Annotated in this window: 16 protein-coding genes; 15 read left to right on the forward strand and 1 reads right to left on the reverse strand. The window is 51.6% G+C overall.

What is annotated here, in order from left to right; translation table 11 throughout:
- Positions 1 to 354 precede the first annotated feature (354 nt).
- The 11 genes from rpmH to ACTVDO_RS02440 all read left to right on the forward strand — a co-directional run bounded on the left by rpmH (position 355) and on the right by ACTVDO_RS02440 (position 10,212).
- Positions 355 to 489 carry a 50S ribosomal protein L34 gene (gene rpmH / locus ACTVDO_RS02390; RefSeq protein WP_020961658.1) on the forward strand — a complete coding sequence of 45 codons (135 nt, stop codon included), beginning with the start codon at positions 355 to 357 and terminating at the stop codon, positions 487 to 489.
- A 79-nt stretch (positions 490 to 568) separates the two neighbouring features.
- Positions 569 to 934 carry a ribonuclease P protein component gene (gene rnpA / locus ACTVDO_RS02395; RefSeq protein ID WP_020961657.1) on the forward strand — a complete coding sequence of 122 codons (366 nt, stop codon included), beginning with the start codon at positions 569 to 571 and terminating at the stop codon, positions 932 to 934.
- A 74-nt stretch (positions 935 to 1,008) separates the two neighbouring features.
- Positions 1,009 to 1,773, forward strand: a complete 765-nt coding sequence (gene spoIIIJ / locus ACTVDO_RS02400; protein ID WP_020961656.1) for a YidC family membrane integrase SpoIIIJ — start codon at positions 1,009 to 1,011, stop codon at positions 1,771 to 1,773.
- Entirely contained in the window at positions 1,770 to 2,426 is a 657-nt protein-coding gene (gene jag / locus ACTVDO_RS02405; protein WP_442900970.1) for an RNA-binding cell elongation regulator Jag/EloR, read from the forward strand. The genes spoIIIJ and jag overlap by 4 nt, the downstream gene beginning before the upstream one ends.
- Positions 2,427 to 2,676: 250 nt before the next feature.
- Complete coding sequence (mnmE, locus tag ACTVDO_RS02410; RefSeq protein ID WP_020961654.1) at positions 2,677 to 4,065, forward strand: tRNA uridine-5-carboxymethylaminomethyl(34) synthesis GTPase MnmE; 1,389 nt, start codon at positions 2,677 to 2,679, stop codon at positions 4,063 to 4,065.
- Positions 4,066 to 4,081: 16 nt separating this feature from the next.
- Positions 4,082 to 5,971: a tRNA uridine-5-carboxymethylaminomethyl(34) synthesis enzyme MnmG gene (gene mnmG / locus ACTVDO_RS02415; RefSeq protein ID WP_020961653.1), complete on the forward strand. Its 1,890-nt coding sequence runs from the start codon at positions 4,082 to 4,084 to the stop codon at positions 5,969 to 5,971.
- A 22-nt stretch (positions 5,972 to 5,993) separates the two neighbouring features.
- Positions 5,994 to 6,710: a 16S rRNA (guanine(527)-N(7))-methyltransferase RsmG gene (gene rsmG, locus ACTVDO_RS02420; RefSeq protein WP_442900971.1), complete on the forward strand. Its 717-nt coding sequence runs from the start codon at positions 5,994 to 5,996 to the stop codon at positions 6,708 to 6,710.
- Positions 6,711 to 6,863: 153 nt separating this feature from the next.
- Positions 6,864 to 7,709, forward strand: a complete 846-nt coding sequence (gene noc / locus ACTVDO_RS02425) for a nucleoid occlusion protein (RefSeq protein ID WP_020961651.1) — start codon at positions 6,864 to 6,866, stop codon at positions 7,707 to 7,709.
- 124 nt (positions 7,710 to 7,833) lie between these two features.
- A complete protein-coding gene (locus tag ACTVDO_RS02430; RefSeq protein ID WP_020961650.1) occupies positions 7,834 to 8,595 on the forward strand; it encodes a ParA family protein in 762 nt (253 codons plus the stop codon).
- Complete coding sequence (locus ACTVDO_RS02435) at positions 8,588 to 9,448, forward strand: ParB/RepB/Spo0J family partition protein (protein ID WP_020961649.1); 861 nt, start codon at positions 8,588 to 8,590, stop codon at positions 9,446 to 9,448. The genes ACTVDO_RS02430 and ACTVDO_RS02435 overlap by 8 nt, the downstream gene beginning before the upstream one ends.
- A 59-nt stretch (positions 9,449 to 9,507) precedes the next feature.
- A complete protein-coding gene (locus tag ACTVDO_RS02440; RefSeq protein ID WP_442900973.1) occupies positions 9,508 to 10,212 on the forward strand; it encodes a DUF554 domain-containing protein in 705 nt (234 codons plus the stop codon).
- Positions 10,213 to 10,294: 82 nt separating this feature from the next.
- Here ACTVDO_RS02440 and yyaC read toward each other — a convergent pair whose 3' ends face one another.
- Entirely contained in the window at positions 10,295 to 10,918 is a 624-nt protein-coding gene (gene yyaC, locus ACTVDO_RS02445; protein WP_020961647.1) for a spore protease YyaC, read from the reverse strand.
- A 172-nt stretch (positions 10,919 to 11,090) separates the two neighbouring features.
- Between yyaC and ACTVDO_RS02450 the strand changes: the two genes are divergently transcribed.
- The 4 genes from ACTVDO_RS02450 (at position 11,091) to ychF (ending at position 15,524) form a co-directional block, all read left to right on the forward strand.
- Positions 11,091 to 11,990, forward strand: a complete 900-nt coding sequence (locus ACTVDO_RS02450; RefSeq protein ID WP_020961646.1) for a mechanosensitive ion channel family protein — start codon at positions 11,091 to 11,093, stop codon at positions 11,988 to 11,990.
- A 20-nt stretch (positions 11,991 to 12,010) separates the two neighbouring features.
- Positions 12,011 to 12,208, forward strand: coding sequence for a DUF951 domain-containing protein (locus ACTVDO_RS02455; protein WP_020961645.1), 198 nt, complete (start codon positions 12,011 to 12,013; stop codon positions 12,206 to 12,208).
- A 72-nt stretch (positions 12,209 to 12,280) separates the two neighbouring features.
- Entirely contained in the window at positions 12,281 to 14,299 is a 2,019-nt protein-coding gene (locus tag ACTVDO_RS02460) for a molybdopterin-dependent oxidoreductase (protein WP_442900974.1), read from the forward strand.
- A gap of 124 nt (positions 14,300 to 14,423) precedes the next feature.
- A complete protein-coding gene (gene ychF / locus ACTVDO_RS02465; protein WP_020961644.1) occupies positions 14,424 to 15,524 on the forward strand; it encodes a redox-regulated ATPase YchF in 1,101 nt (366 codons plus the stop codon).
- The last annotated feature ends 139 nt before the right edge of the window (positions 15,525 to 15,663 follow it).

Raw genomic sequence — 15,663 nt, forward strand, 5'->3', positions numbered from 1 at the left:
AACAAGTTGTGCAAAAATATATCCACAATCTATCCACAAAATGTGGATATCTTTTTTTATCCACACGATTATTCATAGTGAAAACACATTAATAATAGCAAATAAAGTGGCTTGTTGCAACGGGTTTTTAAATTATCCACAAAACAGACAGGTTGTGAAAAAAACCATTATCCACACTGTTGAACATGTGAAAAAAATGTCGATAAATGTTATGGATTGTGATTTGGGGCAAAAAAATTATCCACATCGCTCGTTAAGACAAGAAAAACATGAAGGCAGTTGACATTTGCTAAGATTGTTCAATATAATGAGAAAGACTGCCCGTAACAGTTATTCCCTAGGGAGGTGTCATAGATGAAACGGACGTATCAACCAAATAGACGGAAGCGCAGCAAAGTGCATGGATTCCGCGCGCGCATGAGCACGAAAAATGGAAGAAAAGTATTGGCGCGCCGCCGTCGCAAAGGAAGAAAAGTATTGTCTGCATAATAGGCCACTGAAGCATCAGTGGTCTTTTTTCTCAACATTTTGCCGCCGGGAAATGAGGCAAATGGAGTGTTTCGGGAAAATGAAAAAACAGTATCGGATCAAAAAGAATGAGGAATTCCAGGAAGTGTTTCAACGGGGCGTTTCGACCGCCAACCGCCAGTTTGTCGTCTATACGCTTGACCGTCCGGAGCAGCCTTACTTTCGCATCGGACTTTCCGTCAGTAAAAAGCTCGGCAAAGCGGTTGTCAGAAACCAAATTAAACGATACGTCCGCCAATGTTTTCTTGAATTGAAAGAAGAGGTGGTCCCTGGAAAGGACTACGTTATCATTGCCAGGCAGCCTGCAGCTCAAATGGGTTATGCCGAAGTGAAAAAAAGTTTGATCCACGTGTTGCGGAAAGCCGGGGGGTTGAAAAAAGGAGGCCGAACGTCGGATTTGACTTGAAAAAATGCTCCATCCGGCGAAAAAAAGGTGGTAAAATACATACGTGAACTTGTATATGTGGGAGGAAAAAGAAGGTGAAAAGGCGAATTACATTGATTGTTTTACTCGGTGCATTGGCTGCCTTGTTGTCCGGATGCACGGAAATTAACGAGCCAATTACCCGAGAAAGCAAGGGGTTTTGGAACGAGTATATCGTTTATCCGCTTTCTTGGCTTATTAAATACGTCGCCGAGATGCTTGGCGGAAGCTTCGGGCTGTCGATTATTGTCGTTACCATTCTTATCCGCCTGCTCATTTTGCCGCTAATGATTCAGCAGACGCGCAATGCGAAAGCGATGCAAGCGCTTCAGCCTGAAATCGAGGCGCTGCGCAAAAAATATAGTTCAAAAGATGCGCAAACCCAGCAGAAGCTCCAGCAAGAGATGATGCTGCTGTTCCAAAAACACGGGGTCAACCCAATGGCCGGCTGCTTTCCGATCTTAATTCAAATGCCGATTTTAATCGGGTTTTATCATGCTATTATGCGCACAAGGGAAATCGCCCAACATAACTTTTTATGGTTCGACCTTGGCGAAAAGGACCCGTACTTTATTTTGCCGGTGATCGCTGGAGTGACGACGTTTATCCAGCAAAAAATTATGATGGCCGGCTCTGCCCAGCAAAATCCACAAATGGCGATGATGCTTTGGATGATGCCGATTATGATCGTCATTTTTGCGATCAACTTCCCGGCCGCCTTGTCGCTTTACTGGGTCGTCGGAAATATTTTCTCCATTGTGCAAACGTATCTTATTAAAGGGCCGACTGTTTCTGCCCATTCAGGAGGAGCGAAAAAGTGAAGGAAGTGACCGCGACTGCCGCAACGGTCGAAGAAGCAGTGCAATTGGCGCTTGCACAGCTTGGTGTGCCTCGGGAGCGCACAGAGATCGTCGTGATCGATGAAGGGAAAAAAGGCTGGTTCGGCCTGTTTGGCGGCCGGCCGGCGGTTGTAAAAGCGGTGTTGAAAATCGATCCGGTCGAGGAGACGGTGCGTTTTTTGCAGCAGATTATCACACAAATGGGGGCGGAAGGGGCGATTGTTGAAGCCTCCCGCCGCGGCAAGCAGGTGATGCTCCGCGTCCAAGGAGGGCCGGTCGGGTTGCTGATCGGCAAACACGGACAAACGTTAAACGCGCTCCAGTTTTTGGCACAGCTTGTCGCCAACCGCCATGCGGACGAATATGTGTCGATCGCTGTCGATATCGAAAATTACCGCGAACGAAGGGAACAGACGCTGGTCGAACTGGCAAACAAGCTGGCAGCACGGGTGGTCAGGACAGGGAAGGAAGTCAAACTTGAACCGATGCCGGCGCATGAGCGAAAAATCATTCATGCGGCGCTGGCTGGCAATAAACATGTCTCCACCTATTCGATCGGAGCTGACCCGCACCGTTCGATCGTCATTTCGCTAGCAGCAGACAAAAAGTCGCCAAGGAAAGAGGCCTCTCTCTAAACAACATAGAGGAGGTCTCTTTTTTTATAAGCACGGGGTGCCTGAATGGTTGAGTTCCATGCTATGTTGCCGCCATATGCATTCCGGTTCGCAGCGGCCATATACATTTTTAGACAACTGGGCTGAGCGTGCCATATTGTTATTCACATGTGGATAAGTTAAAATTGAACTAAACAAACATCCACAAGGTAAAGACAGTCAAAAAAGGCTGTGGATATAAAAGGAACGGAGAAAAGCGAGGTGAAAAGCGGTGACAGAATTTGATACGATTGCCGCTATTTCAACACCGATGGGAGAGGGGGCGATCGCCATCGTCCGTTTGAGCGGGGATGAAGCGGTGGAGATCGCCGACCGGCTTTTTCAGAGCCCGGCTGGAAAGCGGCTGAAAGACGTCCCGTCACACACGATTCATTACGGACATATCGTCGATCCGAAAAGCGGACGGACCGTTGAAGAAGTGATGGTATCGGTCATGCGGGCACCGAAGACGTTTACGCGCGAGGATGTAGTGGAAATTAACTGCCATGGCGGGTTTGTTTCCGTCAACCGGGTGTTGCAGTTAGTGCTCGCGAACGGAGCGCGGCTTGCCGAGCCGGGGGAATTTACGAAGCGAGCGTTTTTAAACGGGCGCATCGATTTGTCGCAGGCCGAGGCGGTAATCGACTTAATCCGGGCTAAAACGGATCGGGCGATGAATGTCGCCTTGTTGCAAATGGAGGGGCGCTTGTCGAAACTGATCCGCGAATTGCGGCAGACGATTTTAGAGACGCTGGCGCATGTTGAAGTTAACATTGACTACCCGGAGTACGATGACGTCGAAGAGATGACGCCGCGCCTGCTAAGGGAGAAGGCGGAATACGTGCGCGGACAAATCGAAAAGCTGCTTTCGACCGCCACGCAGGGGAAAATTTTACGCGAAGGCTTAGCCACAGTCATTATCGGGCGGCCGAACGTCGGCAAGTCATCGCTATTAAATGCGCTCGCCCACGAAAACCGGGCCATCGTCACTGACATCCCGGGAACGACGCGCGATGTCATTGAGGAGTATGTCAATGTCCGCGGTGTGCCGCTCCGCTTGATTGATACGGCCGGCATCCGTGAGACAGAGGATATTGTTGAACGGATTGGTGTCGAGCGCTCGCGGCAAATGTTGAAACAGGCCGATTTAATTTTGCTCGTTTTGAATTACCATGAACCGCTGACGGAAGAAGATGAGCGGCTGTTTGCGATGACAGAGGGAATGGATATCGTCGTTATCGTCAATAAAACAGATTTGCCTCAGCACATTGATATGGAGCGGGTCAAAGAACTTGCGGCCGGTCGTCCGATTGTGGCAACATCACTATTGCGCGAACAAGGAATTGACGAACTGGAAAAAGCGATCGCAGACTTATTTTTTGGCGGCGAACTAGAGGCCGGTGATTTGACTTATGTTTCAAACTCCCGTCATATCGCGTTGCTCGAACAGGCGAAAAAGGCGATGGAAGATGCGCTGGCTGGCATTGATGCCGGCATGCCGGTCGATCTCGTGCAAATCGATTTGCGCCGGGCGTGGGAGCTGCTTGGTGAAATCGTGGGCGATACAGTGCATGAAAGTTTGATTGATCAGCTGTTTGCCCAATTTTGTTTAGGAAAATAAGCAAGGAGGAAACGAAATGGAGTATCATGGAGGATCGTACGACGTCATCGTCATCGGCGCCGGTCATGCCGGCTGTGAGGCAGCGTTGGCGGCCGCGCGCATCGGGGCGAAAACACTCGTCATTACGCTCAATCTCGATATGATCGCGTTCATGCCCTGCAACCCGTCGATCGGCGGCCCGGCGAAAGGGATTGTCGTGCGCGAAATTGACGCTCTTGGCGGGGAAATGGGGAAAAACATTGATAAAACGTACATTCAAATTCGGATGCTCAACACCGGCAAAGGTCCGGCCGTCCGCGCACTGCGGGCGCAGGCTGACAAAGTGCTGTACCAGCGGGAAATGAAAAAGACGCTCGAAAACGAACAAAACTTGACGCTGCTGCAAGGAAAAGTTGAGCGGCTCATCGTTGAAGACGGCGTCTGCAAAGGTGTCATCACACAAACAGGGGCGCATTATTACGCCAAAGCCGTCGTCATTACGACCGGGACGTTTTTGCGCGGAGAAATTATTATCGGCGATATTAAATATTCAAGCGGCCCGAACAACCAGCAGCCGTCGATCAGGCTGTCCGAGCATTTAGAGGAACTTGGGTTTGAGCTCGTCCGCTTCAAAACGGGCACGCCGCCGCGTGTCAACAGCCGGACGATCGATTACAGCAAAACGGAAATTCAGCCGGGCGACGAGGAACCGCGGGCGTTTTCGTACGAGACGACCAAATATATCACCGACCAGCTGCCATGTTGGCTGACATATACGACAGAGGACACGCACCGCATCATTGACGAGAACTTGCACCTATCGCCGATGTACTCCGGCATGATTAAAGGAACCGGACCGCGCTATTGCCCGTCGATTGAAGACAAGGTTGTCCGGTTCCATGATAAGCCGCGTCACCAAATTTTTCTGGAGCCGGAAGGACGGGAAACGGAAGAAGTATACGTGCAAGGGTTGTCGACGAGCTTGCCGGAACATATTCAACGCAAGCTGCTTGAAACGATTCCGGGGCTCGAGAAAGCGCAGCTTATGCGGGCCGGCTATGCGATCGAGTACGATGCGATCGTACCGACCCAGCTATGGCCGACGTTGGAAACAAAGCTTGTGAAAAACTTGTATACCGCCGGGCAAATCAACGGCACATCCGGCTACGAAGAAGCGGCGGGCCAAGGCATTATGGCCGGCATTAACGCCGCCCACCGCGCGCTTGGGCGCGAGGAGATCATTTTGAGCCGTTCGGACGCCTATATCGGTGTTTTGATCGACGACCTGGTGACGAAAGGGACGAACGAGCCGTACCGCCTGCTCACATCGCGCGCTGAATACCGGTTGTTGCTCCGTCACGACAACGCTGATTTGCGCCTGACCGAGCTCGGCTATCGGATTGGTTTGATTTCGAAAGAACGGTATGAAACGTTTTTGGCGAAAAAAGAAGCGATCGAACGGGAGAAAAAACGGCTGCAAACCGTGATCATCAAACCGACGCCGGAAGTGCAGGCAGTCATCCGCGAAGCGGGCGGAAGCGAGCTGAAAGACGGCATCCGCGCCGCCGATTTGCTCCGGCGTCCGGAAATGACGTATGAACATATCCGAAAACTGGCGCCGGCGGATGAGGACGTCGCCCCGGAAGTCGCTGAGCAAGTGGAAATTCAAGTCAAGTACGAAGGCTACATCCAAAAATCGCTGCAAGAAGTTGAGCGGCTTAAAAAAATGGAAAACAAAAAAATCCCGGAAGATATCGATTACGACGCCATCCAAGGACTGGCAACCGAGGCGCGGCAAAAGCTGAAGCGAGTGCGCCCGCTCTCGATCGCCCAAGCCTCGCGCATTTCCGGCGTCAATCCGGCCGATATTTCGATATTATTAGTGTATTTGGAACAAGGAAGAATCGCGCGCGTGTCGAATGAATAAACATGAGGGAAAGGATTGGCTTATGGAGGCGACACAATTTCAAGCCATGCTCGAAGAGAGGGGAATTTCCCTCTCTTCCCAGGCGTTTGCGCAGTTCGAGCGCTACTATGAACTGCTCGTCGAATGGAACGAGAAGATGAATTTGACCGCCATTACGGACAAGCCCGGCGTGTATGTAAAACATTTTTTTGATTCGGTTTCCCCGGCCTTTTATTACGATTTTTCCAAGCCGTTCTCGCTTTGTGACGTCGGCGCCGGGGCAGGATTCCCGAGCATCCCGCTTAAAATTTGCTTTCCGCACTTGCGCGTTTCAATCGTCGACTCGCTGCAAAAGCGCATCCGCTTTTTGCAGCATCTTGCCGCAGAACTAGGGCTTCACGATATTGCCCTTTATCACGACCGTGCGGAGACGTTTGCCCGCCAAAAACAGATGCGTGAATCGTTCGACATCGTTACAGCGAGGGCGGTGGCGCGCATGCCGGTGCTTGCCGAACTTTGCCTTCCGCTTGTGAAAATCGGCGGTACATTCATCGCGATGAAAGCCGCTTCGGCGTCCGAAGAGTTGAAAGAGGGGAAAAAGGCGATCGCTGTGCTCGGCGGGGAAGTGAAAGCAGCGGAAACGTTCACGCTGCCGTTTGAGGAAGGGGAACGGACGATTATTTTCGTCCGCAAAGCGAAAAAGACGCCGGCTCAATATCCGCGCAAACCGGGAACGCCAAGCAAACAGCCGATTCAGTAACCTTTTGAGGACGCGGCGGGAAAGGCAAAGAAGGCTGTGTCGACTCCCGTCTTGCGCCTCGTGCCGAGGGAAACAAAGACGGCCACAGGCAGCGGCTTCTGCCGGGCAAAACAGAGAATGCTGGCCAAGTATGTCCAAAGGTGGTGTAGGGGGATGAAGCATCCGTTTTCGCGCTTGTTCAGCTTTGGAGAAAAAGAGCAGGAAGAAGCGGGGGAAAAGCAAGAGAGGGAAGAAGTTCGCCATATTCCAGTTGCCGGCATCATTCCGAACCGTTTTCAGCCGCGCACGGTGTTTGATGAAGAGAAAATTGCCGAGCTGGCATTGACGATTCGCACGCACGGCATTATCCAACCGATCGTTGTCCGCGAATGTGGAAACGGACAATTTGAAATCATCGCCGGCGAGCGGAGATGGAGAGCGGTGCAAAAGCTTGGCTGGACGGAAATCCCCGCGATTATTAAAAACTTAAACGATAAGGAAACCGCCTCCGTTGCCCTCATTGAAAATTTGCAGCGTGAGGAACTGACGCCAATTGAAGAGGCGATGGCGTATGCCAGGCTGATTGAGCTCCACGATTTAACGCAGGAAGCGCTCGCCCAACGCCTCGGCAAAGGGCAGTCGACAATCGCCAATAAGCTGCGCCTGCTCAAGCTTCCGCAAGAAGTGCAGGAGGCGCTCCTGCAGCGGACGATCACCGAACGCCATGCCCGCGCGTTAATCGTGTTGAAAGATAAAGAGAAACAACTGAAGTTGCTGCAAGAAATTATTGAGAAACAATTAAATGTCAAACAGACGGAAGACCGAGTGTTAAAGATGCTTGAAGCAGGTGAACGAAAGCCGAAGCCGAAGCGAAAGGCGTTCAGCCGTGATATGCGCATCGCCGTCAACACGATTCGCCAGTCGCTTTCCATGGTGGAAAACAGCGGGGTATCGGTTCATTCCGAAGAGGAAGAGTTTGACGATTATTATCAAATTACGATCCGCATCGCCAAAAAATAACGAAGTCACCTTTTGCCTCATCAAGCGCGGCTGATGGGGTTTTTTCTTTCAGAAAACAACGTCATTTTTCTTATTTTCATGATAAAATAGAATTTATGAGTAAGAGGTAGAGGTAGGTGGCATCGTGGGCAAAGTCATTGCTATTGCAAACCAGAAAGGCGGGGTCGGGAAAACGACAACGGCCGTCAACTTGTCTGCCTGTTTGGCGCATCTCGGAAAAAAGGTGCTGCTTGTTGATGTCGATCCGCAAGGGAATGCGACAAGCGGCATTGGCATTGAAAAAGGCGATGTTGATGAATGCATTTACAACGTTATTATTGGCGATATGAAGGCAAAAGAGGTTATTCGGCCGACGAACATCGAAAATTTATACGTAGTTCCGGCGACGATCCAGCTTGCGGGTGCGGAAATTGAGCTCGTTTCGGTCATCTCCCGCGAAATCCGGCTCAAAAATGCGCTTGAGCCGCTCAAAGCCATGTATGATTTTATCATTATCGACTGTCCTCCTTCATTGGGGCTGTTGACGTTAAATGCCCTGACAGCCGCGGATTCCGTGCTTATTCCTGTTCAGTGCGAATATTATGCGCTTGAAGGACTCAGCCAGCTGCTCAACACAATCCGGCTCGTGCAGCGGCACTTAAACTATGATTTGCGCCTTGAGGGTGTCTTATTGACCATGCTCGATGCACGGACAAACTTAGGATTGCAAGTCATCCAAGAGGTGAAAAAGTATTTTCGGGAAATGGTGTACGAAACGATCATCCCGAGAAACGTGCGGCTGAGTGAGGCGCCAAGCCACGGCAAGCCGGTGATTTTATACGATGTCAAATCGCGGGGGGCGGAAGTGTATTTGGAACTGGCAAAGGAGGTGCTTGAACGTGGCTAAAGGTCTTGGCAAAGGCATCAATGCGCTGTTTCACAACCTCGAACTCGATGGAAAAGAGGAAATCGTGCAAGAGGTCAGCATCCACACCCTCCATCCGAACCCGTACCAGCCGCGGAAAACGTTCCAACCCGAAGCGATTGAGGAACTGAAACAATCGATTTTGCAGCACGGCATTTTGCAGCCGCTCATCGTCCGCCGTTCGCCGAAGGGATTTGAAATCGTCGTTGGCGAGCGGCGCTACCGGGCGGCGAAAGAGGCGGATTTGCCATCGGTCCCTGTCGTTGTGCGCGAGCTAACGGACGAACAAATGATGGAATTTGCCCTTTTGGAAAACTTGCAACGTGAGGATTTGAATCCGATCGAGGAAGCAATGGCGTATAAAATGTTGATCGACAGGCTGCATTTGACCCAAGAAGAAATCGCCAGCCGCGTCGGCAAGAGCCGCCCGCACATTGCCAATCATTTGCGCTTATTGTCCCTCCCCCCGGAAGTACAAAAACTACTTGTGGACGGTACGCTGTCGATGGGGCACGGTCGGGCGCTCTTAGGGCTGAAGCAAAAAAGCAAAATGAAGTTCGTCGTCGAGCGGACGGTTCGCGATGGGCTGAACGTCCGGCAGCTTGAGAAACTCATCCAGCAAATGAACGGAAATGTTTCACGTGAAACATCGAAACGGAAACCACCGGAAAAAAGCGTGTTTCTCCGGGAAAGCGAATCGCTGTTGCGCGAAAAATTCGGCACGAACGTCACCATTAAACAGACGAAAAAAAAGGGGAAAATCGAAATCGAGTTTTTTTCCCCGGAAGATTTAGAAAGAATATTGGAACTGCTCGATGTGCAGTTCGACGAGTAGGAGCGGCCTGGCAATAGGGGCCGGTTTATTTTTGCTGGAGCTAGAGAGGGTTGAACATCATGGTATTGCTAGGGACGATTGTGAACGGAATTAGCATTGTGGTGGGGGCCTTGATCGGAAAATGGTTTCACCGTATTCCCGAGCGGGTAAAAGAGACGGTAATGGGGGGCATCGGGCTTGCGGTAGCGCTTCTTGGCGTTCAGATGGGGATGAAAAGTGAACAGTTTCTCGTTGTTATCTTCAGCCTCGTTTTCGGCGGCATTCTCGGGGAGTTTTGGGACTGGGAAGAAAAGCTGAACCGGCTCGGCCAATGGCTGGAGAAGAAAGTCGGTGGAAACGGGAAAGGAAGCATCGCCAAAGGGTTTGTCAGCGCGACGCTGCTCTTTGTCATCGGTGCAATGGCGATTGTTGGGGCGCTTGACAGCGGACTGCGCGGCGACCATAGCATTCTCTATACGAAATCTATTTTGGACGGCTTCGCTAGCGTCATTTTAACGACGACGCTTGGCATTGGGGTCATGTTCGCTGCCTTGCCCGTCGTCATTTACGAAGGCGGCATCGCGTTATTGGCGACGCAAATCGAGCGGTTTGTGCCAAGGGAAGTATTGGATTCATTTATCGCTGAATCGACAGCGACCGGGGGAATTTTAATTATGGCGATCGGGCTGAATATGCTCGGTTTGACGAACATTCGTGTGGCCAATTTGCTGCCGAGCATTCTCGTGGCGGCGGCTGCTGTTTTCGCTCTTTCGTTCTTCGCTTGACGGCGCCCGCTGCCTGTATCTTCAAGGCAAGGAGAAAAGAAATCCCCTTCTTGAATACCTTGTCAAGATGGGGATGTTCCGCCTACCATAATGAATGGCGGTCTTTCGGAAGCGGTTGGACGGCGATCCGCTCTTTGCGGACGAGATGCCGTTCCGCCTCATAAATGCCGCTGGCAATCGTTTTGGCCATATTCATGACGAGATGAAGACGCGTATTTTGCAGGACGAAAAACTCCATAAACCCGCTGACATTCACTACTCCGGTAATATGGGCGTCGCCGACGGGAGGAAGCTGCTTATTCACCCCGGCCCCAGGGCGGACCGGCCCTTTTGCTACGGTGATGGCGCCGACGCTTTTCAGCCTCCCAAGACAGGCGTCGACCGCGATCATAAATGGGTCACGATGAATGAGCTGAATGGCCCTCACTTTTTCTTCTAGGTTGACAGCGTGGATCGGTTCCTCGAGCGTTCCGTATACGTGAAAACGGGTCAACAGCTTCTCTTTCAGCATCGTGCCGACAAGCGGTCCAAGCGAATCGCCGGTCGAGCGGTCCGTGCCGATGCAAACGATGACAACCGGCTGGGCGAGCGGATCGGGAAGCAGCGAAGCGATCCGCCAGGCGATTGAGGTCGTCGCCCCTTGTTCATCATAAAAAACGCGATCTTTTTCCTCCCTGGAAGAGAAAAATATTGACGGTATGCTCATTCGCTTCACTCCTACTTTCGATTCAAAAGTATTAACAGTATACGGAAAATGGAAGAATGATATACATCTTGGCGTTTGTTTTTCTTTTTCTTTCGCTGCATGACTACCAATCAATGGTCTGTCTTGTTAAAATAAAAAGCGCAAAATAGAAAAGGTTGAGGTGTCGCCAACATTGAATACGATGGAAAAAACGGTTAGCCGGCTGTTTGAGTTTTTGATGAATGAGGAGCTGTGGCTTCGGATTGGAACAGGGGTGCTTAAGATTGTTCTTATCCTACTCATATGCGCCATAGCGGTGAAAGTGTTGAAAATGGCCGTCCATAACGTGTTCAAAGTGCGCCAGAAAGCGCCGCTCCGCATTTCGGAACGTCGGGAGATGACGTTAGCGCGGCTGTTAGACAATGTGATTACGTATGTACTATATTTTATTGCGTTGTTGATGATTTTAGATACGTTTGGTGTTCCCGTCAAAGCGCTGTTGGCCGGAGCCGGGGTCGTCGGCTTGGCCGTCGGTTTCGGGGCGCAAAGCTTAGTGAAAGACATCATCACCGGGTTTTTCATCATTTTTGAAGACCAGTTTGCGGTCGGTGATTACGTGCGCATCGGCAATTTTGAAGGGTATGTGGAAGAGATCGGGCTGCGGGTGACGAAAATTAAAAGTTGGACGGGAGAAGTGCACATTTTGCCCAACGGCAGCATTACGCAAGTGACGAATTACTCGCTCCACAACAGTTTGGCGGTAGTGGATATCAGCATCTCCTATGAAGAAGATATTGAAGAGGCGGAAAAGGCGATTCGCGAACTGCTGCCGAAGCTGCCGGAAAAATATGAGGACATGGTCGCACCGCCTCAGCTGCTTGGCGTACAAAACTTAGTGAACTCAGAAGTTGTTCTTCGCATTACATGTGAAACGAAGCCGATGAGTCATGTCGGTGTGGCAAGAGCCATCCGTAAAGAAGTGAAAATGTTGTTAGACGAACGCGGAATCGAAATTGCGTACCCAAGGATGGTATTGCATCGGCGCGGCGGAGAGGAACCGCTCGATGCCAAATGGCAAAGGCAACAATCGTGACAATCATGGGGGGGTAGCGGATGGAAGAGAAAGAATTTGGCCTGTATGATATCGTCGAAATGAAAAAACCGCATCCGTGCGGGGCGAACCGTTGGAAAGTGATTCGCCTCGGCGCTGATATCCGCATTAAATGCGAAGGATGCGCCCATAGCGTTCTTTTGCCGCGCAAGGAGTTTGTCCGCAAAATGAAAAAAGTGGTAGTCAAGCATGAGGAATAAAGGAAAGTGAGCCAAAAAAGCATGGGCGGCTGTCCCATGCTCTTTTGTTAATGAGGGGGGAGGAGGGAAACGATGGAAACAACGTATGTGACGTCGTGTCCGCTCAACTGTTGGGACGTTTGTGGGCTTAAGGTAACCGTAAACGGTGAAAAAGTGGTGCGCATTGATGGCGATGAACAGCATCCCATTACAAAGGGGACGATTTGCGGACGCGGGCGGATGCTGAAAGAGCGGGCAAACGCCAAGGAGCGGCTCCTTTATCCATTGAAAAAAGTGAATGGGAAATTTGTCCGTGTTTCGTGGCAAGAGGCGCTTGATGACATCGCTAAAAAAATGCAGGAATTAAAAAAACGGCTCGGTCCGACAGCTGTGCTCCATAGTCATGATTACGCCAATAACGGACTACTGAAACAGCTGGATCAGCGTTTTTTCAATTGTTACGGCGGGGTGACGGAGCTTGTCGGCAGCCTTTGCTGGGGTGCTGGCATTGAGGCGCAGACGTGGGATTTTGGCAACGCGTACAGCCATGCGCCGGAAGATATCGACAACAGCCGTCATATCGTCATTTGGGGGCGAAATGTCGCCCGAACGAACATGCATTTATTGGAACGATTGCTTGCGGCGAAAAAGCGCGGCGCGACGATTACTGTCATCGATCCGCTGTTCGGCCCGACGGCGCGCATCGCTGACCGGTACGTATGTGTGAAGCCCGGAATGGACGCCTTTTTGGCGATGGGCATTATGAAAGAGCTGCTTCGGCTCGGACTAGAGGATCGTGTGTTTATTGAACGGCATACGGTCGGGTTTCATGACGTCGAACAACTATTGCAGACGATTTCGCTCAAGGAAATCGAGCGGCACACCGGTATCAGCCGCCATATGATAACAGAGCTCGCCCAGCTTTACGGCGACCGGCCGACGGCGACATATCTTGGGCTTGGCATGCAGCGTTATGCGAACGGCGGCAATACGATCCGCTGGATCGACGCCCTTGTTGCGGTGAGCGGCAACGTCGGCATTCCGGGTGGAGGGGCGAACTTTGGCAACTTGCAAGTGAGCGAGTGTTTTGACAAGGCAGCCTTAACACTTCCGGATCGAAAAACAGTGTCACGCACGTGGACGATGATGAAGCAGGCGGAAGAGATCTTGCGGGCGGACGATCCGCCTATTGAGATGATCATCGTCACGTGCGGCAATCCGCTTGCCCAAGTGCCCAATACGAACCGAATGAAAAAGGCATTCGCTTCCGTTGAGACAGTCGTCGTGTTTGAGCAGTTCATGACGGACACGGCCGCCGCCGCTGATTACGTCCTTCCGGTTGCCGCCTCGTTTGAAGAGGAAGACGCCTATTGTTCGTCGATGTACCATGCGTATTTGAACTACGGACCGAAGCTTATCGATCCGCCTGGCGAGGCGAAGCCCGACCTTTGGATTTGGACGGAGCTGGCGAAACGCCTCGGCTTTGGCGATGCGTTTGCCTATACGCGTGATCAGTTTTTGGCGATGGCGCTCCGGCCTCTAGAGCGGTATGGCATTACACTTGAGCGGCTGAAGACCGAGCACCGCGTTCTTTTGCCTGTTGACCCGGTGCCGTGGCATGACCGTCGCTTTCACACGCCAAGCGGCAAGTATGAATTTACGTCCGCAACCGCCCGGCAAAAAGGAAAGGACGGACGGCTGCAAATGATGTACCCGGCCGAATCAGAAGAGGCCAATCCATTATTGGCCGCGAAATATCCGTACCGGTTGTTGACGATTCACCCACTCCGGTCGAACCATTCACAGCACTATCCGCTCATTCCGGCGCTGCAGGCAGTGCGCATTGAAGTCGCGGCCGATGTCGCCGCCGAAAAAGGGCTCATTGACGGCGATCAAGCGCGCGTCTACAACGGCCGCGGATCGGTCGAGGGCACGGTCAAAGTGCTTGATGGGGCTCATCCGGGGACGATCAATATTGACGAAGGACAATGGGGAGCGTTTGGCGGGCCGGTTAATGTGCTCACGTCTGATTTGGAGTCGGACAACGGCTGTGGCAGCACGATTTATGACTGTTTGGTCAATATCGAAAAAACGATGTCAAAGGCAAACTAAACGGTTTAAACCGCTTTTTTGAGGTGGGCCGCCGGAAAAACTCCCCGCTAGCTGTACGCTTGTCATTTTTCGCGCCAGCCCATATAATGAGGGAAGATGTGAACGGGAAAGAGGAGTGGAACGAATGGGATTGACAGCAGGAATCGTCGGGTTGCCAAACGTCGGCAAATCGACGTTGTTTAACGCCATTACAAAGGCAGGGGCTGAATCTGCCAACTATCCGTTTTGTACGATTGAACCGAACGTTGGTGTCGTGGAAGTGCCGGATGAGCGATTGACGGTGTTGACGGAAATGTTTCGACCGAAGCGAACCGTGCCGACGGTTTTTGAGTTTACCGATATCGCCGGCATCGTCAAAGGGGCAAGCAAAGGAGAAGGGCTTGGCAACAAGTTTTTATCGCACATCCGTCAAGTTGATGCCATTTGTCAAGTGGTTCGTTGTTTTAACGATGAAAACATCACCCACGTCGCCGGCAAAGTCGATCCACTCGCCGATATTGAAACGATCAATTTGGAGCTCATTTTCGCCGATTTAGAGACGGTTGACAAACGAATCGAGCGGGTAGGCAAAATCGCCAAGCAAAAGGATAAAGAGGCGGCGTTTGAACACGAAATTTTGCTGCGGTTAAAAGAGACGCTCGAAGCCGGCAAGCCGGCGCGCACAATCGAGTTCGCCGATGAGGAGATGAAGGTCGTCAAGCAGCTGCACTTGCTGACGACAAAGCCGATGTTGTACGTCGCCAATGTCGGCGAAGACGATATCGCCAACCCGGACGATAATCCGTTTGTCGCGGAAGTGCGCGGGTTTGCCAAAAGTGACAATGCGGAAGTAATCGTCGTCTGCGCCAAAATTGAGGAAGAAATCGCCGAGTTCGGCGATGAGGAAAAGCAGCAGTTTTTGCAAGAGCTCGGCATCGAACAGTCCGGCCTTGATCAGCTCATCCGCGCCGCTTACAGCTTGCTCGGGTTGGCCACGTTTTTCACTGCCGGTGAGCAGGAAGTGCGGGCATGGACGTTCCGCAAAGGAATGAAAGCGCCGCAATGCGCCGGCATTATTCATTCCGACTTTGAGCGCGGGTTCATTCGTGCGGAAACTGTTTCATACGCCGACTTAGTCGCCGCCGGATCGATGGCCGCAGCGCGTGAAGCTGGTAAAGTTCGCCTCGAAGGAAAAGACTACGAAGTGCAAGACGGCGATATTATACACTTCCGGTTCAACGTGTGACATAAAGCAAGCTCAAAGGGAAACTATGGCGTTGGCCGGGGAGGCAATTTCCCCGTCCGTCCCCCGTTTTTAGCAACAAGGCTGGAAGATGTTTTTGTGGGCGGAATGTGGGGAACTCCCTTGCTTATCGCTGCCAGTC

Origin of the sequence: Geobacillus sp. BK01, from assembly GCF_052220245.1 — a bacterium.
Lineage (GTDB): Bacteria > Bacillota > Bacilli > Bacillales > Anoxybacillaceae > Geobacillus.